This window comes from Leuconostoc sp. DB-1 (genome assembly GCF_013414845.1).
In the GTDB taxonomy this organism is placed as follows: Bacteria; Bacillota; Bacilli; order Lactobacillales; family Lactobacillaceae; genus Leuconostoc; species Leuconostoc mesenteroides.
On sequence record NZ_JABFNJ010000001.1, the window covers coordinates 1,741,254 to 1,762,089 of the forward strand.

Annotated in this window: 19 protein-coding genes and 1 pseudogene; 5 read left to right on the top strand and 15 right to left on the bottom strand. The window is 39.3% G+C overall.

Annotated features, from left to right (window positions below; genetic code table 11):
• Nucleotides 1–10 precede the first annotated feature (10 nt).
• The 13 genes and pseudogenes from HFP47_RS08560 to HFP47_RS08620 form a co-directional block, all read right to left on the bottom strand.
• A pseudogene (locus HFP47_RS08560) lies at nucleotides 11–798 on the bottom strand (L-threonylcarbamoyladenylate synthase).
• Nucleotides 799–815: 17 nt separating this feature from the next.
• A complete protein-coding gene (locus tag HFP47_RS08565; RefSeq protein ID WP_011680543.1) occupies nucleotides 816–2,102 on the bottom strand; it encodes an MFS transporter in 1,287 nt (428 codons plus the stop codon).
• A gap of 10 nt (nucleotides 2,103–2,112) precedes the next feature.
• Nucleotides 2,113–2,697: a 3-isopropylmalate dehydratase small subunit gene (gene leuD / locus HFP47_RS08570; RefSeq protein WP_010290567.1), complete on the bottom strand. Its 585-nt coding sequence runs from the start codon at nucleotides 2,695–2,697 to the stop codon at nucleotides 2,113–2,115.
• A gap of 9 nt (nucleotides 2,698–2,706) precedes the next feature.
• Nucleotides 2,707–4,083 (bottom strand): 3-isopropylmalate dehydratase large subunit, encoded by a 1,377-nt coding sequence (gene leuC, locus HFP47_RS08575; RefSeq protein WP_011680544.1) that lies wholly within the window; start codon nucleotides 4,081–4,083, stop codon nucleotides 2,707–2,709.
• Nucleotides 4,080–5,153: a 3-isopropylmalate dehydrogenase gene (gene leuB / locus HFP47_RS08580; RefSeq protein WP_115231385.1), complete on the bottom strand. Its 1,074-nt coding sequence runs from the start codon at nucleotides 5,151–5,153 to the stop codon at nucleotides 4,080–4,082. The genes leuC and leuB overlap by 4 nt, the downstream gene beginning before the upstream one ends.
• Before the next feature lies 1 nt (nucleotide 5,154).
• Nucleotides 5,155–6,327 (bottom strand): 2-isopropylmalate synthase, encoded by a 1,173-nt coding sequence (locus tag HFP47_RS08585; RefSeq protein ID WP_179876326.1) that lies wholly within the window; start codon nucleotides 6,325–6,327, stop codon nucleotides 5,155–5,157.
• A gap of 302 nt (nucleotides 6,328–6,629) precedes the next feature.
• Entirely contained in the window at nucleotides 6,630–6,935 is a 306-nt protein-coding gene (locus HFP47_RS08590; protein ID WP_011680547.1) for a metal-sulfur cluster assembly factor, read from the bottom strand.
• A 3-nt stretch (nucleotides 6,936–6,938) separates the two neighbouring features.
• A complete protein-coding gene (sufB, locus tag HFP47_RS08595) occupies nucleotides 6,939–8,369 on the bottom strand; it encodes a Fe-S cluster assembly protein SufB (protein ID WP_014325254.1) in 1,431 nt (476 codons plus the stop codon).
• Between the two features lie 13 nt (nucleotides 8,370–8,382).
• Nucleotides 8,383–8,817, bottom strand: coding sequence for a Fe-S cluster assembly sulfur transfer protein SufU (sufU, locus tag HFP47_RS08600; protein ID WP_135400219.1), 435 nt, complete (start codon nucleotides 8,815–8,817; stop codon nucleotides 8,383–8,385).
• Nucleotides 8,804–10,030, bottom strand: a complete 1,227-nt coding sequence (locus tag HFP47_RS08605; protein ID WP_179876327.1) for a cysteine desulfurase — start codon at nucleotides 10,028–10,030, stop codon at nucleotides 8,804–8,806. Before HFP47_RS08605 ends, sufU begins: the two co-directional genes overlap by 14 nt.
• On the bottom strand, nucleotides 10,017–11,201 hold the full coding sequence (gene sufD, locus HFP47_RS08610; protein ID WP_179876328.1) for a Fe-S cluster assembly protein SufD: 1,185 nt from the start codon (nucleotides 11,199–11,201) through the stop codon (nucleotides 10,017–10,019). Before sufD ends, HFP47_RS08605 begins: the two co-directional genes overlap by 14 nt.
• A 1-nt stretch (nucleotide 11,202) precedes the next feature.
• Nucleotides 11,203–12,003 carry a Fe-S cluster assembly ATPase SufC gene (sufC, locus tag HFP47_RS08615; RefSeq protein ID WP_025268586.1) on the bottom strand — a complete coding sequence of 267 codons (801 nt, stop codon included), beginning with the start codon at nucleotides 12,001–12,003 and terminating at the stop codon, nucleotides 11,203–11,205.
• Nucleotide 12,004: 1 nt separating this feature from the next.
• Nucleotides 12,005–12,847, bottom strand: coding sequence for a helix-turn-helix transcriptional regulator (locus HFP47_RS08620; RefSeq protein ID WP_179876329.1), 843 nt, complete (start codon nucleotides 12,845–12,847; stop codon nucleotides 12,005–12,007).
• 448 nt (nucleotides 12,848–13,295) lie between these two features.
• Here HFP47_RS08620 and ilvD point away from each other — a divergent pair, with 448 nt between their 5' ends.
• The 3 genes from ilvD to HFP47_RS08635 are packed head-to-tail and all read left to right on the top strand — an operon-like array spanning nucleotide 13,296 to nucleotide 16,398.
• Nucleotides 13,296–15,038: a dihydroxy-acid dehydratase gene (gene ilvD, locus HFP47_RS08625; RefSeq protein ID WP_011680553.1), complete on the top strand. Its 1,743-nt coding sequence runs from the start codon at nucleotides 13,296–13,298 to the stop codon at nucleotides 15,036–15,038.
• A gap of 35 nt (nucleotides 15,039–15,073) precedes the next feature.
• Entirely contained in the window at nucleotides 15,074–15,394 is a 321-nt protein-coding gene (locus HFP47_RS08630) for a metal-sulfur cluster assembly factor (protein WP_179876330.1), read from the top strand.
• Between the two features lie 41 nt (nucleotides 15,395–15,435).
• Nucleotides 15,436–16,398 carry a bile acid:sodium symporter family protein gene (locus HFP47_RS08635; RefSeq protein ID WP_014325259.1) on the top strand — a complete coding sequence of 321 codons (963 nt, stop codon included), beginning with the start codon at nucleotides 15,436–15,438 and terminating at the stop codon, nucleotides 16,396–16,398.
• Between the two features lie 90 nt (nucleotides 16,399–16,488).
• Here the strand turns inward: HFP47_RS08635 and HFP47_RS08640 are convergent, their stop codons facing one another.
• Together HFP47_RS08640 and tyrS are read right to left on the bottom strand one after the other, a co-directional pair.
• The gene (locus tag HFP47_RS08640; protein ID WP_011680556.1) at nucleotides 16,489–17,478 is read right to left on the bottom strand and encodes a D-2-hydroxyacid dehydrogenase; all 990 of its coding nucleotides are present in this window, start codon (nucleotides 17,476–17,478) and stop codon (nucleotides 16,489–16,491) included.
• A gap of 30 nt (nucleotides 17,479–17,508) precedes the next feature.
• On the bottom strand, nucleotides 17,509–18,756 hold the full coding sequence (tyrS, locus tag HFP47_RS08645) for a tyrosine--tRNA ligase (protein ID WP_179876331.1): 1,248 nt from the start codon (nucleotides 18,754–18,756) through the stop codon (nucleotides 17,509–17,511).
• 393 nt (nucleotides 18,757–19,149) lie between these two features.
• On the opposite strand from tyrS, the gene HFP47_RS08650 reads away from it, so the two are divergent.
• Complete coding sequence (locus HFP47_RS08650) at nucleotides 19,150–19,500, top strand: PadR family transcriptional regulator (protein ID WP_010293234.1); 351 nt, start codon at nucleotides 19,150–19,152, stop codon at nucleotides 19,498–19,500.
• Nucleotides 19,487–20,821 carry a DUF4097 family beta strand repeat-containing protein gene (locus tag HFP47_RS08655; protein ID WP_059442079.1) on the top strand — a complete coding sequence of 445 codons (1,335 nt, stop codon included), beginning with the start codon at nucleotides 19,487–19,489 and terminating at the stop codon, nucleotides 20,819–20,821. The genes HFP47_RS08650 and HFP47_RS08655 overlap by 14 nt, the downstream gene beginning before the upstream one ends.
• Nucleotides 20,822–20,836: the final 15 nt, after the last annotated feature.

Sequence of the window (20,836 nt, forward strand, 5' to 3'; positions counted from 1 at the left end):
ATGCAATTTTTTAGTAATAAAATCCGTGACGATAGTCCCATGACGAGAAAATATCACTCATAATTTTCATGATTTTGTCGACATCTAATCCTTTACGAATAACGATTGGCGCTGGTTGGATACCAACAGCACCATTTTGTTCTGGAATGAGCTTACCTGCCTCATCAACCATAGAAACCATTACCCCTTGTTCGTATCGCGTATCTAGCGTCTTGTCGGGTTGAATTGATGCCACGTAATCATCGGCCTCAATAATTAAGTCAGCAGCATTTTCAATTTGGTCACCAATGCCAGCTACCAAACCACGGTTCCCCTTACCAGAAGGATTAGCTGAACTTGCAAATGAGAACTTGCCATACTTTTCCCACATTTCTTTGGCGATATTTTCACTTGGTGTGCCAAACTTGATAACAAAGCAACTGGTTTCACGTTTATCCATCATCAAATCTTTGGTCCCGTCATTTGGTATCTTGCTCTTAGCTTCTTCTTTCCATGGCAAGATGCAGCCCAACAAAATATCCTCATCCCAATGTTGTTGATACATTTGTTCGATTTCAGGTGTCATTTGTGCTAATTCTTTAACTTGTTCTACTGAACCACATAGTACGACACCTGGCTTATTACGCTTACGATTCTTAGCAGCAAATTTTCGTTCCAACCCTTGATCATCTGAAGTCATGATAATGTAACCCACTTTTGTTGGACTAACGATCATCCCCCATCTTCTTTCAAGATGTTAATGGCTTCACCTTGAACGCCACCATTCCAATGAATATTTGCTGTTGTTGCTTCTGTCATGATAAAATACCATCCTTTTAATATATTGCTTTTTGTTTTGTTTCTGGCCCATAAACTGCGACCACAATAGCTGCAATTAGCGCCACTGCTGCGATAAAATAGAAAATCAAGTTCGCACTAAATTGTGTAATTGCCCACGCTGCAAAATATGGTGTTAAAACCGTCAATATTTTAGCAACGCCATTAGCATAACCCGTTCCACGGAATCTAAAGTAAGTAGGGAACAACTCTGACATATAAACCCCAACAACCGAAGCCATCAAAATATACATCATAGTTACGACCAAAAATCCTACAGTTAAAATTCCAACCGTTGTATGTTGCTGCGAATAAATCATCCCAAACACCGCAGTCATTACAAAGGCAGAAACAATGACCTTTTTACGACCTATCACGTCAACCAATAATGCGCCTATCAGTGCGCCTATTGGAGCCCCAGCCATCATAACTGCGGAGAATGTTAGTGAATGAACCACTTCGATTCCTTGTTTGATCAATAATGTTGGCATCCACGATGTAAATGTATACTGCGTTAAATTAACTGCACTGACAGCAACCGTTGCAACCAACAGCCCAATGCCAATCCTAGTCTTCACTGGTTGTCGTTTTACACTAGAATCATTTGTGCTGTACGAACCATTCACTTCTAATTTCTCAATGATCTTTTCAGCTTTATCATATTCACCACGTGCAATTAACCATCGCGGTGATTCGGGAAAATGACGGCGAACCACCCATAAAATCAATGCTAACACACCAACAATAACAAACATTGCACGCCATGTATAACGAGGAATAACGCTTGCTGCCAAAAGTAAGGTCAATGGTGCAGCCAAATTAGCAATCACAGAAGTTACGCCACTCCACCGACCACGATTTTTAATTGGGGCAAATTCATTAATTAAAGCGTAACCTGTCACAATTTCTGCGCCTAACCCAATTGCGGCGAAAAAACGTAGTCCGACTAACATCCAAATATTAGTTGCAAATGCCGCACATAGGGTTAGTACACCAAATATCAACAAATTAGTCGAATACGCTTTTCTTCTGCCCAGAAAATCACCGATAAATCCAGCAAAAATGGACCCAAAGAAAAGACCTAAAAATCCAGAGGAAAGAAACACAGAACCTTGTGCAAGTGTGGCAAAATGTGTGCTAACTATTGCACTATTTACTGCACTAGCAAGATAAACGTCCGCCCCATCTAAAATCATACCAGCTGCAATCATCGCAAAGACACGGTAAAATGTCGCTGTTTCTTTGGTCGTGTCCATCCGTTGTTGCAAATTCATTGCCTGTTCCATGTACTGCCTCCTAACCAAAATTTGGTCGTTGCTTTTCGAATGCAGCGATCAATTTTTCATATTTCATCGTGTTATCAATATCATCTTCACCATTGATAAACTTTTCTTTCCATTGTGAGTTGATATCAAAGTGGAAAGTATAGTTTTTATAAGTCACAGTTTGTTCGGGTAAATCAATTTGAATATTTTCATCTGCTTGAATACCCCGTAATATTTTCCGATTTTCTTCGGGCAACACAATCGGTAACAAACCATTCTTAGTTGAATTCATGTAAAAAATGTCTGAAAATCCGCCGCCAATCACTGCCCTGAATCCATAATCCGTTAACGCCCATACTGCGTGTTCTCGTGATGATCCCGATCCAAAATCATTTCCTGTAATTAAAATTGAAGCCCCTTGATGTGCTGGTTTGTTCAATTCAAACGCCTCATTCAACGAACCGTCGGCATTGTAGCGCCAATCAAAGAATAAATCTTTACCAAAGCCGGTCTTTAAAATGTTTTTCAAAAATTGTTTAGGCAAGATAATATCAGTATTAATGTTGTCATTTGGAATAACAACCGCTCTACCTGTTTCTCTTACAAAAGCTTCCATATTATTCCCCTATACAAATTCATCTGTCGTAATATCAACGAAGTGACCAGCAATCCCTGCTGCAGCAACCATAGCTGGAGAAGCCAAATGCGTTCTCGATCCTGCACCTTGGCGTCCAATGAAATTTCTATTTGATGTTGAAGCAACATGTTTCCCTGCTGGAATTTTATCGGGATTCATCGCCAAGCATGCCGAACATCCTGGTTCACGCCATTCACAACCAGCTTCTTCAAATATTTGAGCAATACCCGATTTAATCGCACGATTTCTTATCGCACGACTGCCAGGCACCACCCAGGCAGTGACATTAGGCGCCAAGTGATGCCCCTTCATCATATTCGCAGCAATTTCAAGATCTTCATAACGACTATTCGTGCATGATCCGATAAAAATGTAATCTAAATTAATGTCAACTGGCTTCATATTGGGATGCAAGCCAATATATTCATAGGCATTGGCATCATTATCATCTTTGATTGCTGGCAAAGACTGATCAACAGGTGTGGCCATGCCTGGATTTGTTCCCCATGTCACCATCGGTTTCAAATTTGATACATCAAAGGTCAACGTCTCATCAAAATCACTTTCATCATCTGTGTAGAATTGTGACCAATAGTTTTTAGCGGATTCAAAATCTTTTGGTGCTTGTTCACGACCTTCAATGTAGTCAAATGTCGTTTGATCTGGTTGCACCATACCAGTTCTTGAACCAGCTTCAATTGACATATTACACATCGTCATACGAGCCTCCATTGAAAGGTTCTCAACAGTTTCTCCGTAAAATTCGATCGCATAACCGACTCCAAACGACACCCCATATTTAGCAATGATGCCCATGATAATATCTTTGGCGTATGTATTTTTAGGCAGTTTTCCAGTAACCTTAATCCCCATGGTTTTTGGTTTAACTTGCCAAATCGTTTGGGTCGCTAGCACATGCTCAACTTCGGAAGTGCCAATGCCAAAGGCGATTGCTCCAAACGCACCATGTGTTGCTGTGTGGGAATCACCACAGACGATTACTTTGGCAGGCTGTGTCAGACCCCGTTCAGGCCCCACAACATGCACAATTCCTTGCTTGTCATCACCAATTGATGCTAATGGGATGTCAAATTCCTTCGTGTTTTTGACCAATGTATCCATCTGCAATCGAGACATTTGATCTTGCACATTAAATATATCTTTCGTTGGCACATTATGATCCATGGTTGCAAAAGTTAAATCTGGTCGTCTAACGCGACGGTTCGTACTTCTCAACCCATCAAAAGGTTGAGGTGATGTCACCTCATGTACCAAATGCAAATCCACATAAATCAATTGAGCCTCACCAATTTCCCCAGTAATGACGTGTTTTTCCCAAATTTTATCAAATAGTGTTTTGCTCATTTTATATCCGCCGATTCATAATTTTTTATGTAATCAACCATTTTTTGTGTGACTTCATCGGTCGTCATCGTGCCACCCATGTCTGGTGTCACATAGTGGTTTTCAATAATGTAGTCTACTGCTGCAGTAATTTTATCGGCAATCCTTTTTTCATCAAAGCTTTCCGTTAACATCATAGCTACCGTATTTACCATAGAAATGGGATTGGCTATGCCTTGCCCAGCAATGTCAGGTGCTGAGCCATGAATTGGCTCATACAAATTAGGGCCGCTTTCACCAACTGACATAGAAGGTATTTGTCCAATTGAGCCTGTAATTTGTGCTGCTTCATCACTTAAAATGTCCCCAAACAAATTAGGTATAATCACAACATCAAATGTTGTGGGCTTGGCCATGATAGCCATTGTCATTGCATCAACATAGTAATAGTCGATTGTCACATCCGGATAACTTTTGCCAACTTCATTAGCAATCTTTCGCCAAAACTTTGATGTAGCCAATACATTTGACTTATCAACAATGGTGACATGCTTGTTCCGTTTTTGCGCCATTTTAAAGCCTTGGTGCATAATACGAGTTACTTCTTCTTCACTGTAATACATCGTATCAATCGCTTGATGTGCTTCGAGCTTCCGTGGCTTTCCAAAATAAGCACCAGAGGTCAGCTCACGAACGATTACAAAATCCGTATTTTCAACATACTCTGGCTTCAGTGGTGAACGGTCAATTTGTGCTGCCGTCACTTTTGTTGGCCGGATATTAGCAAATAAGTTAAGTTTTGATCTAATTTCTAATAGCCCTTGTTCTGGACGTCGTGGCGCATTATCCCATTTTGGCCCACCAATTGCACTAAGTAGCACCGCATCAGCTTGTTTTGAAACATCAATAGTTGACTGTGGTAGAGGGTCACCAGCTCGATCAATACCATCACCACCAAATGGTGCATCTATAAGTTCATAAGCAAATGTTGTATCCTTTGTCGCAGCGTCCAATACTGCTAAACCTGCTGTCATGATTTCGGGACCGATATAATCGCCTTTTAAAACTACTATTTTTTTAACTGATGTCATATTATTGATAACTCACCATTTCTTTTTCTTCAACGACTTGCATAATAACCTTTAATTGATCATCTGTAATCAAATCAGACTCTTCGGCAACTGATTTAAAGATTGGGAAAATTGATTTCATATCACCACGAGTCACCTCATAACCTAGGCTATTTAGTTTTGACATTACCGCATGCGATCCTGACAATTTTCCCAGAGGTAGGGATGCCGTCGCACCAACCATTTCTGGCTTCAAAATTTCATAAGTTTCTGGATTTTTTAAGTAACCATCCTGATGAATCCCAGATTCATGAGCAAAGGCATTGCGTCCCATAATGGGTTTATTACCCGCAACTGGCATGCGGGTTGCGCGTGCGACAATGTCAGAAATGGCTTTTGACTGAGCTAAGACAATATCTGTTTCTGCATTAAACTTTTCATGACGCACATGAATAGCTGCTGCTGCTTCAATCATATCAACGTTTCCGGCACGTTCACCAATCCCGTTGATTGTACCTTGAATTTCCGTCGCACCATGCTCAATGCCTGCCAAAGCATTAGCCGTTGCCATACCCAAATCATTATGTGTATGTGTTGACCAACCAACTGTGTCAAAACCAACAATATTTTGACGCAAGTTTTCAAAAACTTCACCGTATTCTTCTGGCGTATCATAACCAACTGTGTCTGGTATGTTAATCATTGTTGCTCCAGCGTCAATAGCTGTTTGCACGCTGGCTACCAAAAAATCAGGTTCAGTTCGTGTCGCATCTTCAGGTGAGAATACAATATCTTGCATATGTTGCTTAGTAAAAGTAACGTCTGCTTTGATTTTGTCCAAAATTTCTGCTTTGGTCATGTGTAATTTAAACTCACGATGAATTGGTGAAATTGCAATGAACACATGAATCATTGGATGTTTTGCATCCTTGGTTGCCTCAATAACCGCATTAATATCATTTCTGACCATTCGTGCCAAACCGACAACTTTTGCGTTATCCACAACTTCTGCAATTCTTTTCACTTCTTCAAAGTCTTTCTGAGAAGCCGTAGGAAATCCCGCTTCAATTGCTGCAACGCCATAATCATCCAATCCTTTTGCTATTTCAATCTTTTCTTCAATTGAAAAGTTAACCCCAATTGTTTGTTCACCATCACGCATTGTTGTGTCATAAAAAGTTACTTTGCTTGCCATAATTTTCTCCTTAAATTAAAATCCCGGACCAGTCAATTTGACTAGTCCGGGATCATGCACTCACATCCTTTTATTCACTAGCCATTAGATAAGTACCTAACAACCAGCTCAAAAGCTCAACTTGCTAGGGTAGTCTAAGCAAGTTGAGGAGAAGGGCTGCATTTGTAATATTCGTTTGTACAGTAGCCTGATTTCTCATGTGAAACACTTCCTTTTAATTTAATAATCCAATCATAACTACTTTATAATTCATCGTCAATTACAAGGTGTGTTTTATTCCAATTTTATATAATTTAGTCGTTTTATAATCCTAACGCCATTTTTGCGTATCGCGACATTCGATCAATTTCCCAAGCTGGTTCCCATGTGAGTTCAACTTTGGTTGTCTTTACTTCAGGTAAAATTTTTAATGCTTCGTCAATCATTTCTTCCAACACACTAATTAACGGACACCCCATCGTTGTAAGCGTCATATTAATGGTTACATCACCGATAGAATTGATATCAACAGCATTGATTAATCCTAAGTTAACAATATCAACTCGCAGTTCTGGGTCAATGACTGTCGTTAAAGCATCCATGATACTTGCCTCAACTTTTTTATTCATACCTTATCCTACCGATCCCACCATTTCAAATTTCATTAATCGATTTAACTCAACAGCATATTCCATTGGCAGTTCTTTTGTGAAAGGTTCGATAAAGCCCATAATAATCATCTCTGTGGCTTTTTCGGCAGAAATACCACGTGTCATTAGATAATACAATTGCTCTTCAGAAACACGCGATACTTTTGCCTCATGCTCCATTGACACATTACCATTCAAAATTGTATTGTATGGAATCGTATCAGCTGAAGATTTATCATCAACTAAAATCGTGTCACACTCGACGTGAGCAAATGACCCATCAGATTCGCGACCAAATTTCACTGTGCCACGATAATCTGTAGAACCACCATCGTGTGCAATTGACTTTGAAATGATAGATGACGACGTATTTTTAGCATTATGAATCATTTGCGCACCAGAATCTAAGTTAACGCCTTCGCCAGCAACAGCAATCGAAAGCATTGTACCCTTTGCGCCCTCGCCTTCCAAATAGACTGATGGATACTTCATCGTCGTTTTTGAACCAAAATTGCCATCAACCCATTCCATCGTTGCGTTTTCATGCGCTGCTGCACGTTTTGTTTCTAATGAATACACATTATTAGACCAGTTTTGAATCGTAGTGTAACGGCAATATCCGTCTTTTTTAACAATCACTTCTACCACAGCAGCATGTAGTGCATCCCCTGAATACATTGGTGCTGAACAGCCCTCAACGTAATCAACATGCGCCCCTTCATCAACAATAATAAGTGTCCGTTCAAACTGACCTTCATTTTCAGTATTAATTCGAAAATAAGACTGAATAGGTGTCGTAACGTGAACACCTTTAGGGACATAAATGAATGTACCACCAGACCAAACTGCTGAATTTAAGGCCGCTAATTTATTATTGGTTGGTTTAACCAGTGATCCAAAGTATTCTTGAATAAGCTCTGGATATTCTTGGACCGCAGTATCTGTGTCGGTAAAAATAATACCTGTCTTAGCGAATTCTTCTTTCATCCGGTGGTAAACCACTTCAGACTCGTACTGGGCAGAAGACCCTGCTAGCCACTTCCGTTCGGCTTCAGGTACACCCAAACGCTCAAAGGTTTCCTTTAATTCAGCTGGTACATCATCCCAATCACGATATTTATCATTTGTTGGTTTATTATAGTAGTAAATATCTTCAAAATGAATTTCACTTAGATCGGGCCCCCATGTATGCATAGGCATTCTGAGGTATGTTTGATAGGCTTGTAACCGGTAGTCTAACATCCATTGAGGTTCATTCTTTTTAGCTGAAATTTGACGAATAATGTCTTCGTTTAACCCTTTTCCTGTTGAAAATACAGCCTGGTAGTCATCTTGAAATCCTAGTTCACTGGCCTTGTCATTTGAAATGGCTGCTTTTGTTTGATTAATAGCTTCTTGTCTATCTATTTCCATCATCGAAACCTCTTTATTTCTCTACTGATAATAACTCGTCCAAGGCATGCCATGCTAAAGTTGCGCACTTTATTCGTGTGGGAAATTTAGTAACCCCTGCTAAAATTTGTGCTTCTCCAAGAAGTTTTGTATCAGCTACTTCGCCACGTGTCAGTTTTGAAAACTCCTCAAGTAAGGTAGCGACAGCTTCACGACGCTGTCCCAGTACTAAATCTGTCATCATTGAAGCCGAAGCCTTTGATATAGCGCAGCCATCCCCATAAAAATATATATCTGTCACTTTATCGTCAGTCATCTCAAAAGCTAAATCAATAATATCACCACAAGTGGGATTATATTTTCGAACATGATAAGCTTCTGTACCCAACATAGGCTTATAATGATGCGGATGTTGGGCATATTCCATGACTGTTTGACGATATAAAAGATCTAAATTATGCAAACTCACGGTTAAAATACTCCTTAATATCTTCAATGACACTAATAAATCGATCGATTTCTTCACGCGTATTATAGATATACAAACTAATACGAACTGTCGCTGCAATATTCAAATATTTCATCAGCGGCTGCGCACAATGATGTCCTGCACGAACCTCAATTCCTTCTTGATCCAAGGCCGTGGCTAGGTCGTGGGCATGGACCCCTGCTAAATTAAATGCAATCACGCCTGAATGCTGTTCACTGTTTTGCGGACCATAAATGGTGACACCCGCAATACTTTTTAGCTTTGGCAAGGCATAATCAACTAGAGACTGCTCATAGTTTTCGACTTCTTTCATTCCGATATTTGTCAGATAATCAATAGCGGATCCTAAAGCAATTGCACCAGCAATATTGGGCGTTCCCGCCTCAAAACGCCATGGTGAAGGCTGAAAGGTCGCTTCTTGCAAGTCTACCAATTCAATCATTTCTCCACCAAATTGAGCAGGTTTCATATTTTCTAAAATATCATGTTTGCCGTAAAGAACTCCTATACCTGTTGGTCCAAGCATTTTATGACCCGAAAAAGCAAAAAAATCAACATCCATATCTTGCACATCAACACGCATATGCGGAACAGATTGGGCGCCATCAGCAATCATGATAGCATCATGTTTGTGGGCTATTTTTGCGATTTTTTTTATGGGATTAACAACCCCCAACACATTAGAAGCATGTGTGATTGATACAATTTTAGTTTTGTCTGTTATTTTCCGTTCAAGATCAGCCATATTTAAGGTGCCATCGTCATTGAGTTCGACATATTTTAAATGAGCCCCAACACGTTGCGCTAATTGTTGCCACGGCACAATATTAGAATGATGTTCCATGTAAGATATTAGGATTTCATCTCCTTGTTTAACATTTTCTGCACCATAAGTACTTGCCAACCAATTAAGCGACTCAGTTGTGCCACGAGTGAATAAAACTTCTTCCCGTTTTTGAGCATTAATGAATTTTTGCACTTTATCGCGGGCTTGTTCATATTGTTGTGTCGCACGCTCTGATAGCTCATAAATACCTCGATGCACGTTTGCATTATTATTTTGATAATAATTCACTAATGAATCAATCACATACTGGGGTTTTTGTGACGTAGCCGCACTATCAAAGTAGAGCAACTCTTGCCCATTGACTGTTTGATTTAGTATTGGAAAATCATGTCTAATCGTCTTCATGTCGTAACTTTCTTTCTATTTCTTCAACTACTTGCCTTTGTGCCGCTTTTGTTGGCATTTTTACTAAAACTTCACCCATAAAGCCGCGAATAACTAGCTTTCGAGCTACTTGCTCACTAATACCCCGACTCATTAAATAATACATTTGATTTTCATCAACACGTCCCACAGAAGCTGCATGCCCCGCCGTCACATCGTTTTCATCAATTAGTAACAAAGGATTTGCATCTCCACGTGCGCGACGTGATAGCATCAAAACACGCGATTCTTGCTGCGCATCCGATCCTTTAGCGCCCTTAATAATTTTCCCGATACCATTAAATACTAAAGTTGACCGATTGAGAATAACGCCTCGTTGGAAGATATGACCAATGGTATGGCGACCACGATTCAAAATGGTTGTCACCAAACCTTGCGTTTGTTTTTTTGTGGTAAGTCCGATGACATTTGTATGTGACGTAGCGCCTTCACCATTTAGTTGACTAGCTAATCGTATGATTGCATTACCGTCATTAAACTCAGCATTTTGCCAATCCACAGTTGCATGATCTCTTACTTCAACTTCTCGATTAATAAATGCTGTCGTTTGTTCACCAAAGGCATCAATATTAGCGTAAGTGACTTGGGCACCTACATCCGCTACAGCTTCGATAACAACAGAAGCCTTTGTTTTTTGAGTCCCGATTGTATGCATTTCTTGTAGTATGTCAACCTTGGCATTGGCGCCAACGCATACAAAAATACGAGCCACAAAATCCTCTCCAGATATAGCTAAATGATTCAATGACAGGTGCAAAACATCATCAAATTGAACGTTTTCTGGTATATAGACAAAAATTCCTGTGTTAAACTGTGCAAAATTTTGTGCTGATAATCGATCGGCTGTTTTGGAAATCACACTACCCAACAGCTTTTCAACTAATGCTGGATGTTCAATCTGTGCTTGTGCCATATTCATCAGAATCACTCCACGAGCGATCATGTCATCCGATAATTGCTGATAAGTAGTGGATAGCCCACTAACTTCGATGCCGTGAACATTATTCTCAGTGAAATATGACGTTGTCGTTTCTTCCTTGGCTGCTATCATTTCATCAAGTTGCCAGGAACTGTATCGAACTTTAGCAAATGTTGGTAGTGGTAAAGACTGTATTGCGCTATTATCAACCATATCAATCCTCCACAAAATACGAATTCACATCTTCATCTGTCAAATGAACGTTCAATCCGAGTTCATCTCGCAATCCCGCATATCCCTCAGATTCTAGTTTCTTCGCCAAATCCGCACCGCCTGTTTTAACTATTTTCCCGCCCATCATCACGTGGACAAAATCAGGCACAATATAGTCAAGTAACCGTTGATAGTGCGTAATCATAAGTGTGCCAAATTCACTGGAACGCATTTCGTTAACACCACGAGAAACGACCTTTAAAGCATCAATGTCTAATCCTGAATCAATCTCATCTAAAATAGCAATTTTCGGTTCTATCATCATCATCTGTAAGATTTCATTACGTTTTTTTTCACCGCCAGAAAATCCTTCATTAAGATAGCGTTCTGCCATTTCTTCTGACATCGATAAAAATTCGCGTTTTTCATCAAGTTTTTCAATAAAAGACATAATACTGATTTGATCGTCTTCAGCACGACGAGCATTGATAGCTGCCCGCATAAATTCAGCATTGGTCACCCCTTGAATTTCAGATGGGTACTGCATGGCCAAGAATAGACCTGCACGAGCGCGTTGATCAACTGACATGTCAGCCAAATCTTGATCATCCATGTAAATATGACCTTCAGTGACTTCATATGCTGGATGTCCCATAATTGTTTGTGATAACGTTGATTTTCCAGTCCCATTGGGTCCCATAATAGCGTGAATTTCACCAGTGTTGACGACTAAATTAACGCCCTTTAAAATTTCTTTTCCTTCTACTGAAACATGTAGATTCTCTACCTTGAGTGTTGCCATATTATTTTTCCCTTTTTCGCTGACTGATTTTTTGTAAAATAGCTTCGTTTTTATGTATTTTAGCAATCACACGCGCATTTTCAATCATCTCATTTACAATAAAATTCTGACTATCCCAAGTATCACTAGCTTGCACCAATAGCCAAAAAAAGTTTTCTAAGAAATAAGTACTATCGCTTGCGTTCGCTAAATCAATGCCATAAGTTGCCAACATCATAGCATATTTGTAGTTTTTAATCGACATTTGATATTGTGCTAACAAATAAACAATCGCCGCTTGAAATCCAGAATGGTCTACTGTTGTACTTTCCTTTTGGTAGCGCCAAACGTCTTCAAAAGACTGGTGAGCCTCTTTGAATTGGCCTCGTTGATAATAGTAATGACTCGTTATGGCATAAAACAATAACTTGTGTGACTTGTTAAGACCTGCTATATCAATTTTTTTAATGATTTGTTTTGCTTTTAGACAGTCTTGTTTTAAGATAACTGCCGAAAAATATTGCGTAATTTGATAGGTTGGCCGTTCGGTATCAACCATTTTATCAATTTCTACTTGTTTGATTAGATGCTCAAATTTTCCAATATTTTGATAAAAGAGTGCTTGTGTGGCCAATGTTAAAACACGCTCATTGTTTGTTTGACGCGCAGTAACATTGATTGGAAAAACATCATTCAACGTTAACCCTAACCGTTCACACAGAGCAATCATGATATCAAAAGCTGGCACTTGTTGATGCTTTTCAAATTTGGACAAAGTAGCTTGTGTACAGATATCAGTACATAGCGCCATTTGTGAAATTTTTAAGCGTTTTCTCGTGCTGATAAATTTTTCTATGTTTATCATTGATCCCCCAATCCTATGAAAAAAGGCACCTAACTGCGTTCACAGTTAGGTGCCTGAACAAAAAATGTCCCAACTGTCTACTAAATCCAAATCGATTAGTAGACATTCACTCAAAATAACCTACTAATCATCAGCTGATAAGAAGGATAATGAGAATGTTGTTCAATTTTTTTATATTTTTATTCATTATGTTATCTTTCGTTTCTGAGTAAAAACTCACATTAATATTGAAATAATTATATTCCTATAATTTTAAAATGTCAAACGTTATCGGAAGATAAGCAAGATTGTCTCTATATTTTTACAGTCATCGTCATAATCTGGTCATTTTATAGATGAAGCGATAAATCATATAAATTTGGAATAGTTCGTTGACAATTGAGTTTATACCCCTATACTCATATTAGTAAAAACATATTAAAAATTAGAAAACGCGGAGATTTATTTCATGACAGACACTTTTTCATTTAATGTAAATAGCGATGACTTACAAAAACGATCTGATCATATCAAAATGGGTATTCATCAAGCTCCAGCCCGCTCGTTATTATATGCGACAGGTCAAGTCAGTAACCCCGAAGATATGAAAAAACCATTCATTGCCATCTGTAATTCCTATGTAGAAATCATCCCTGGCCACGTTCATCTGCGTGAACTAGCTGATGTCGCCAAACAAGCCATTCGTGATGCCGGTGGTATTCCTTTTGAGTTTAACACCATTGGTGTGGACGATGGTATTGCGATGGGGCATTTAGGCATGCGCTATTCGTTGCCATCTCGTGAATTAATCGCCGATTCGGCTGAAACTGTCATCACAGCACACTGGTTTGATGGTGTATTCTTCTTACCAAACTGTGACAAAATTACGCCTGGCATGATTATGGCTTCTTTACGCTGTAATGTACCCTCTGTATTCGTCTCCGGTGGCCCCATGAAAGCTGGTTTAGATCCTCAAGGAAAAGCCACGACTTTATCTTCTATGTTCGAGGCCGTGGGTGCATTTAAATCAGGACTAATGACTGAGGAAGAATTCTTAGAAATGGAGCAAAATGCCTGCCCTACTTGTGGATCTTGTGCTGGTATGTTCACAGCTAACTCCATGAATACCTTAATGGAAGTGATGGGTATCGCCTTGCCGTTCAATGGTACTGCACTAGCAATTTCTGATGAACGACGTGATTTAATTCGCGATGGCGCCAAGCAATTAATGCGTATGGTTAAGGAAAATGTTAAACCACGCGATTTAATTACAAAAGAAGCGCTTGATGATGCCATGGCACTTGATATGGCCATGGGTGGCTCAACCAATACTGTTTTGCACGTGTTGTCTATCGCTCATGAAGCTGGCATTGATTATGACCAAGCAGACATTAACGAAATTGCTAAAAAAGTCCCTTACCTATCTAAAATTGCCCCTTCTTCTAAATGGGCAATGGAAGACGTGCATAATGCTGGTGGTGTGCCCGCTATTATCAATGAACTAATTCGTATGGGTGACGTTTTGCACCCTGACCGCATGACTGTAACCGGTAAGACATTGCGCGAAAATGTTGCTGATCATGAAATCATTAATGACGAAATTATCCGGAAGTTCGATGTTAATCCCTATTCAAAGCAAGGTGGCTTATCCATTTTATATGGCAACTTAGCACCCAAAGGTTCAGTTATTAAAGCAGGTGGCGTTGACCCAAGTATTAAAGATTTTACCGGAGAAGCCATTGTCTTTAATTCTGAACAAGAAGCGGTTGAGGCGATAGATAGCGGTCAAATTCACGCTGGTCACGTGCTGATTATTCGCTATGAGGGACCAAAAGGTGGCCCTGGTATGCCCGAAATGCTAGGACCTACATCAGCTATTACTGGTATGGGTCTAGGAAAAGAGGTGGCTTTGGTTACGGATGGCCGTTTTTCCGGTGCATCACGTGGTATCTCTGTTGGCCATGTTAGTCCCGAAGCCGCTGATGATGGTCCAATTGCACTGGTTGAAAATGGTGACAAGATTACCATTGATCTTGTCAATCGTACGATGCATTTGCATGTTGATGATACAGAGCTAGCGGAACGCCATGAACATCTCAAACCCTTTGTTCCTAAAATGCGAAATGGCTGGATGGCACGTTATCAAGCCTTAGTCACTTCAGCAAATACTGGCGGCGTATTAAAGGGCGCTGATGAATTATTCCCTAGCTAAAAGCTATCCTCAAATGTCATAAAGGACGCTGACACATGGAAAATAAAATACAAGAACTACAAGACCAGATGTTGGAAGCCTTATCACAGGTAATCGACCCCGAACTGCGTTGCGATATTGTTAGCTTAGGATTAGTTTATGGACTAGCTATGGATGAAAATGGACATGTCACTGTTAAGCTTACTTTGACCACGATGGGCTGTCCATTGACTGCGGTATTAGATACGATGATTACACGTGCACTCATGGCAATAGATGAAGTACACGATGTCAAAATTGAATTAGTTTGGGAACCGGCATGGTCTACGGACAGAATGAGTCGCTACGCAAAAATGGTTTTGGGTGTCCATAATTGAAAAAAACAGCCAATTTATTATAAGTTACTGGGAGAGCAACTATGAACACAATCAAATCACTTTCAAAATTTCTTACTAAATACTTTACCTTTTTTGTTATTTTAGTAGCTTTATTGGCTATTTTTATTCCTGGACCAGGTACTACGCTTGCTACAACAAAAGTGGGCAACCTCTCGGCTGTATCAATCTTACTGATGATTGTCTTATTTGGTATGGGTATTACGTTGACACCAAATGACTTTAAAAGGGTTGCTCGTAATCCCCTACAAGTTATTTTAGGAACGATAGCACATTATGTTATTATGCCTTTCATTGCTTTTTTACTGGTACATTTGTTTGGGTTAACCGGCGCTGCAGCTGTTGGTGTAATTTTGGTAGGATCAGCGCCCTCTGGCACATCCTCTAACGTTATGTCCTTCTTATCTGGAGGGGATGTTGCGCTTGATGTTTCAATCGGCCTGCTCTCTACATTGTTAGCACCTGTCATGATTCCGACACTATTGAAGCTATTAGCCGGAAAATGGGTGAATGTACCTTTTTCATCAATGTTTTTTTCTGCATTTCAAATTGTTGTCATACCTATTGTTTTGGGTATCATCGTTCATACGATTTTTAAAGAACATGTCCAAAAAGTCATTGAGATTATGCCTTTAATATCCCAAGTGGCTATATTAGTGATTATTCTAGCCGTGTTGTCAGCTAACTCTAAAACCATTTTAGCAGTATCAACCCTAATTTTGGTGCCAGTCATCATATTACATAACTTGCTTGGTTACTTACTGGGTTACGGTTTCTCGAAACTAATGAAAATGGATACCCCTCAACAAAAGGCAATTACCTTCGAAGTTGGTATGCAGGATTCGGCACTTGCATCAACACTGGCCATTTCATTTTTTGAACCTGCTTCAGCCATCGCAGCCGTGATGTTTTCTGTCTGGCACAACATTTCTGGTTCAGTATTAGCTTCTCTCTGGAAAAATCACACAGAGAAAGCACCAGACTAAAAACATTTTAAAAAGACGATGAATTCAATATCATCGTCTTTTTTGATAAAAAAACGCCAGTTTATTACTGACGTTTGAATAATCTGAACTTTACCGCAAAATTTCGTTTTCAGTAACGCCGCCATTTACCATCGTTACGGCATCATTTAAAGCCATTTCCACCATATTTTTTATTGCTGTGTTTGTATAAAAAGCAATATGTGGTGACAGTAGAAAGTTGTCATATTCGATTAAGCGCTTTACATCTGCTGGTAGCGCCGTTATATCTTGCTTTTGGTTCATAAAATCATTTTCATTTGGTGTCACATCAAATGCTGCACCAGCCAATAACTTTGATTCGAGTGCTTTTTCAAGCTCAACCATGTCAACAATTTCACCACGCGCAAAATTCAACATAATTGTTCCTGGCTGAATTTTAGCAAAGAAATTTTCATCAGCCATATAGCGCGTCTCGTCATTTAATGGTGTATGAAAACTAATAACATCCGCTCGAGACAAAGCATCATCTAATGTCGTATAAGTTACAAATGGTTCGTTCTGGGCACGATATATTGGGTCCACACCTAACACTGTTGCGCCCAGCGCGTGAAGCATTTCTGCAAGGGCTGTCCCAATTCGACCTACACCAATCACAGCAACAGTTAAATCATGAATTTCTCTCGCTTGACCACCAGCAGCCCAAGTATAGTCACCCGTATTCATGGCGCGATCAAACTTTTTATTGTGTCGAATTAAATTAAAAAGCTGTGTTAGCGTGTATTCTGCAATTGCTCGGGGTGAATAGGCTGCAACATTAGACAAACGAATATTGTGAGCAAAGGCTTCTGGCAAGTCCAACACATCATAGCCAACCTGTCGAATAGCGATTTGCTTAATATTGAATTGAGCTAGTTGCGCATAAACTGGTGCATTAATGGCTGTTGTTTGTTGTGTGGTAATTGCATCAAAACCTTTAGCGCGATCCACCGTCGTTTCGTTAAGTGGTTGATCAATGGTCACTACTTCGTGGCCTGTTTTTTCAGTCCATTTTTCAACATATGGCATTTCGTCTGAAACTGTATTGTACATTAAAATTTTCATAATATCCTCCAAAGGTGCGCTAGCAATAAGTTATTTAACTTTTCCCAAGAAATATTTTTTCTTACCACGACGAACCAATACAAATTCACCATCATAATGTTTTGTTGGATCAATTTCAAAGTTAACGTCCGTTACTTTTTCACCACTAATGGTAATCGCCCCATTTGTAACATCTTCACGCGCTTGACGCTTTGATTTCTCGACTTCTCCGTCGACTAAGAAATCGACAACATTTTTCTTTTCCGATGTAATGTCAAAGCTTGGCACACCACCAAATGCATCAGCAATATCTGCTGCAGATAAATTAGCAACATCACCACTAAATAATGCTGCTGATAGCTTTTCAGCATCAGCAACAGCTTGTTCTCCGTGAACAAATTTAGTTACCTCTTGTGCCAAGCGTTTTTGTGCTATACGACCTCCAGGGTTATTTTTGGCTTCTTGTTCGAGGTTATTAATCTCATCAACACCCAAAAATGTAAAGTATTTCAAATACTTCACAACATCTTCATCACTTTGGTTATACCAGAATTGGTAGAAAGTGTAGGGTGAAGTTTTTTCCGGATTCAACCAAATTGCATTTCCTTCTGACTTACCAAACTTTTTACCTGATGAGTCAGTCATCAAAGGAATTGTTAGACCAAAAGCTGTCGCATTATTCCCTTCAATTGAGTGAATTAAATCAATGCCAGAAGTAATGTTCCCCCATTGATCTGAGCCACCAATCTGCAATTGTACATTATGACGACGCCATAGTTCATGGTAATCAATGCCTTGCAAAATCTGGTAGGTAAACTCTGTAAATGAAATACCTGTTTCTAAACGTGAAGCTACGACGTCCTTTTTCAACATCACATTGATAGAGAATAACTTACCATAATCGCGTAAAAAGTCTGTCAATTTTAATTTGCCAAGCCAGTCGTTATTATTAACAATAGCAGTTTTTTCATCACCAAATAGCTTGGTTACTTGCTCAGTAATTCCTTTTTCATTCTGACGTAACTGTTCTGGTGAAAGTAATTGACGTTCTGTTGTTGGACGTGGATCACCAATAGCACCAGTTGCACCGCCAATAATAATAACGGCTTTTCCGCCAGCATTTTGAAAACGTTTTAACACCATAAATGGAATCAAGTGCCCCAAATGTAATGAATCAGCTGTTGGATCGGTACCCACATAGGCCCCAATTTCTCCTGATGCCATTGCTTCAATTAATCCTGCTTCATCTGTTACTTGGTTCAGCGCACCGCGCCATTTCAAATCTTCAATAAAATTCATTGCCATCTCCTTTAATTACAGAAAAAATCGTCCTAATCTTAATAGACTAGGACGATTTTCACCGTGGTACCACCTAAATTGTAAGTCATCGGACCTACCACTTAATATGCCTTATCGCGGCACACGTCATTGATTTGCACACTGTGTAACTCAACAATATCCACGGATTAGCTCACAGCAGCCGCTAACTCTCTTTGACGCGTATGATATTATCTTTATCAGTGTAATGAATGTTTTTATTATACCAGAATATTAGATAAAAAAGGACATTTTAATTTTACAAGAAAACGATCCGAATGTTTCATGTGAAACATTCGGATAACAGCCTATAATAAATTACTTTGACAACCACAGTAATATGTTATATTATGTAGTTATAAGAGGTAACTGCATATGGATATATCAAAAGATCTCATTCGTGGTCATACGGACACCATTATTTTAAATATTCTTAGTCAAGGTGATTCTTATGGATACCAAGTTTCAAAATCCATTCGCCAATTATCCAGTAAGCAATACGAACTGAACGAGGCAACACTGTACACTGCGTTTAGACGCTTGGAAAAGGTCGGAGACATCCGTAGTTACTGGGGTGATCAAACCCAGGGGGCTAGACGAAAATACTATACCCTTACTGATCAGGGCCAAGAACATTTTAAATCAGCACAACAAGAATGGGACTTCGCCAAAGATATCATTAGCCATTTAATTAGCGGAAGGATAAAAGATTATGATGAGCGTTGAAATGGAAATTAGAACCCGTTTGGATGTTATTTTTTCTAAATATACGCCGAACGCACAATTAACGGAATTTAAAGAAGAACTTGTAGCCGATTTATTAGAAGCTTATCAAGATTTTTCCAAAACTGATCGGTCCCATAATGAAGCTTTGGACGATGCTTTTGAGCAACTAGGTGATATTGATAGTTTGTTAAAAGACTTAAGTGAACCCAGTACAAAAGAGGAAACAGATAAAGAATCTGAACCAAAACGACCTTACGTGGATATTTCAAATAAAGGCGTGCACATTGGAAATTTACACATCAACAAAAAAGGCGTAACACTTGGTGATGATATCATACTTGATGGCAAAAATAATAAAGTCCAATTCGGTGACTGGTTGCACGTTGACCGTGATGGCGCCCGTGTGGGCGATAAATACTATAAATTTGAAGATAATGTTGATTCAGATATCAATGATACTTTTGAAAATAAAGACTTCAAGGAACCTAACTGGGCTAAATCTCACCATCAATTGACCGTGCCAACCAGTACCAAAGATTTTGTAATTGATTACAGCGAAGCTTCGATTCACTTCTATACAAATGATAAAATCGACCTCATTACTATTGATGAATACTTTAGTCGTGATAATAGACGTTATTTTGCCACTATCTCAGAAAATGATGATAAAATTATAGTTAACCAGGGTGAACATCCAATGCTCTTCCATGTCCGCACTGCTGTGAACATAGGAATTCCGCGCTCGTTCACCACCGGGAAAATAGAAGTACGAAACCAAGCAGGTAGCTTATATGCACAAGACTTAGTTACCGAGAAGTTTAACGTTCAAATTAACGCCGGAAGTTTCAAAGTCAAAAATATGGATACCAAGACTGCAGATTGGCAGCTTGCATCCGGATCAATAAAAGCAACACATATCAAGGCTGAACAAGCTAAAATACATGCTCAATTAGGTGCTGTTAATATCAGCGATGCAACTATTGATTATGCTAAAGTTAACGCTGACTTTGGTTCTGTACGTATAGACAATCTTGTTGGTGGCGGAGAATTCACGATTAATTCTGGTTCACTTCGTTTGAGAGTTGACCAACTAACAAACGATTTGAAACTAAACTCTAATTCTGGGACCATTCGCTTAACGGCTCCAGCTGATCAAGACTTCAATTTTGAACTAGCAACTAACTCAGGGGCAGTTCATTTGGATCGCAATGACATCCATTATAATAAAAGTTTCGATGGCTATAAAAGTGGATTTGTTGGCGCTAACCCTGAATTTACAATCGATGCACAGGCAGCTATGGGTTCTATAAAGATATACTAGTACCTATATATGATT

Excerpts from the sequence above, each read along its gene's own strand:
- HFP47_RS08565 (WP_011680543.1), bottom strand. The coding sequence starts at position 2,102 with ATGGAACAGGCAATGAATTTGCAACAACGGATGGACACGACCAAAGAA.
- leuD (WP_010290567.1), bottom strand. The coding sequence starts at position 2,697 with ATGGAAGCTTTTGTAAGAGAAACAGGTAGAGCGGTTGTTATTCCAAAT.
- leuC (WP_011680544.1), bottom strand. The coding sequence starts at position 4,083 with ATGAGCAAAACACTATTTGATAAAATTTGGGAAAAACACGTCATTACT.
- leuB (WP_115231385.1), bottom strand. The coding sequence starts at position 5,153 with ATGACATCAGTTAAAAAAATAGTAGTTTTAAAAGGCGATTATATCGGT.
- HFP47_RS08585 (WP_179876326.1), bottom strand. The coding sequence starts at position 6,327 with ATGGCAAGCAAAGTAACTTTTTATGACACAACAATGCGTGATGGTGAA.
- HFP47_RS08590 (WP_011680547.1), bottom strand. The coding sequence starts at position 6,935 with ATGAATAAAAAAGTTGAGGCAAGTATCATGGATGCTTTAACGACAGTC.
- sufB (WP_014325254.1), bottom strand. The coding sequence starts at position 8,369 with ATGGAAATAGATAGACAAGAAGCTATTAATCAAACAAAAGCAGCCATT.
- HFP47_RS08605 (WP_179876327.1), bottom strand. The coding sequence starts at position 10,030 with ATGAAGACGATTAGACATGATTTTCCAATACTAAATCAAACAGTCAAT.
- sufD (WP_179876328.1), bottom strand. The coding sequence starts at position 11,201 with ATGGTTGATAATAGCGCAATACAGTCTTTACCACTACCAACATTTGCT.
- sufC (WP_025268586.1), bottom strand. The coding sequence starts at position 12,003 with ATGGCAACACTCAAGGTAGAGAATCTACATGTTTCAGTAGAAGGAAAA.
- HFP47_RS08620 (WP_179876329.1), bottom strand. The coding sequence starts at position 12,847 with ATGATAAACATAGAAAAATTTATCAGCACGAGAAAACGCTTAAAAATT.
- ilvD (WP_011680553.1), top strand. The coding sequence starts at position 13,296 with ATGACAGACACTTTTTCATTTAATGTAAATAGCGATGACTTACAAAAA.
- HFP47_RS08630 (WP_179876330.1), top strand. The coding sequence starts at position 15,074 with ATGGAAAATAAAATACAAGAACTACAAGACCAGATGTTGGAAGCCTTA.
- HFP47_RS08635 (WP_014325259.1), top strand. The coding sequence starts at position 15,436 with ATGAACACAATCAAATCACTTTCAAAATTTCTTACTAAATACTTTACC.
- HFP47_RS08640 (WP_011680556.1), bottom strand. The coding sequence starts at position 17,478 with ATGAAAATTTTAATGTACAATACAGTTTCAGACGAAATGCCATATGTT.
- tyrS (WP_179876331.1), bottom strand. The coding sequence starts at position 18,756 with ATGAATTTTATTGAAGATTTGAAATGGCGCGGTGCGCTGAACCAAGTA.
- HFP47_RS08650 (WP_010293234.1), top strand. The coding sequence starts at position 19,150 with ATGGATATATCAAAAGATCTCATTCGTGGTCATACGGACACCATTATT.
- HFP47_RS08655 (WP_059442079.1), top strand. The coding sequence starts at position 19,487 with ATGATGAGCGTTGAAATGGAAATTAGAACCCGTTTGGATGTTATTTTT.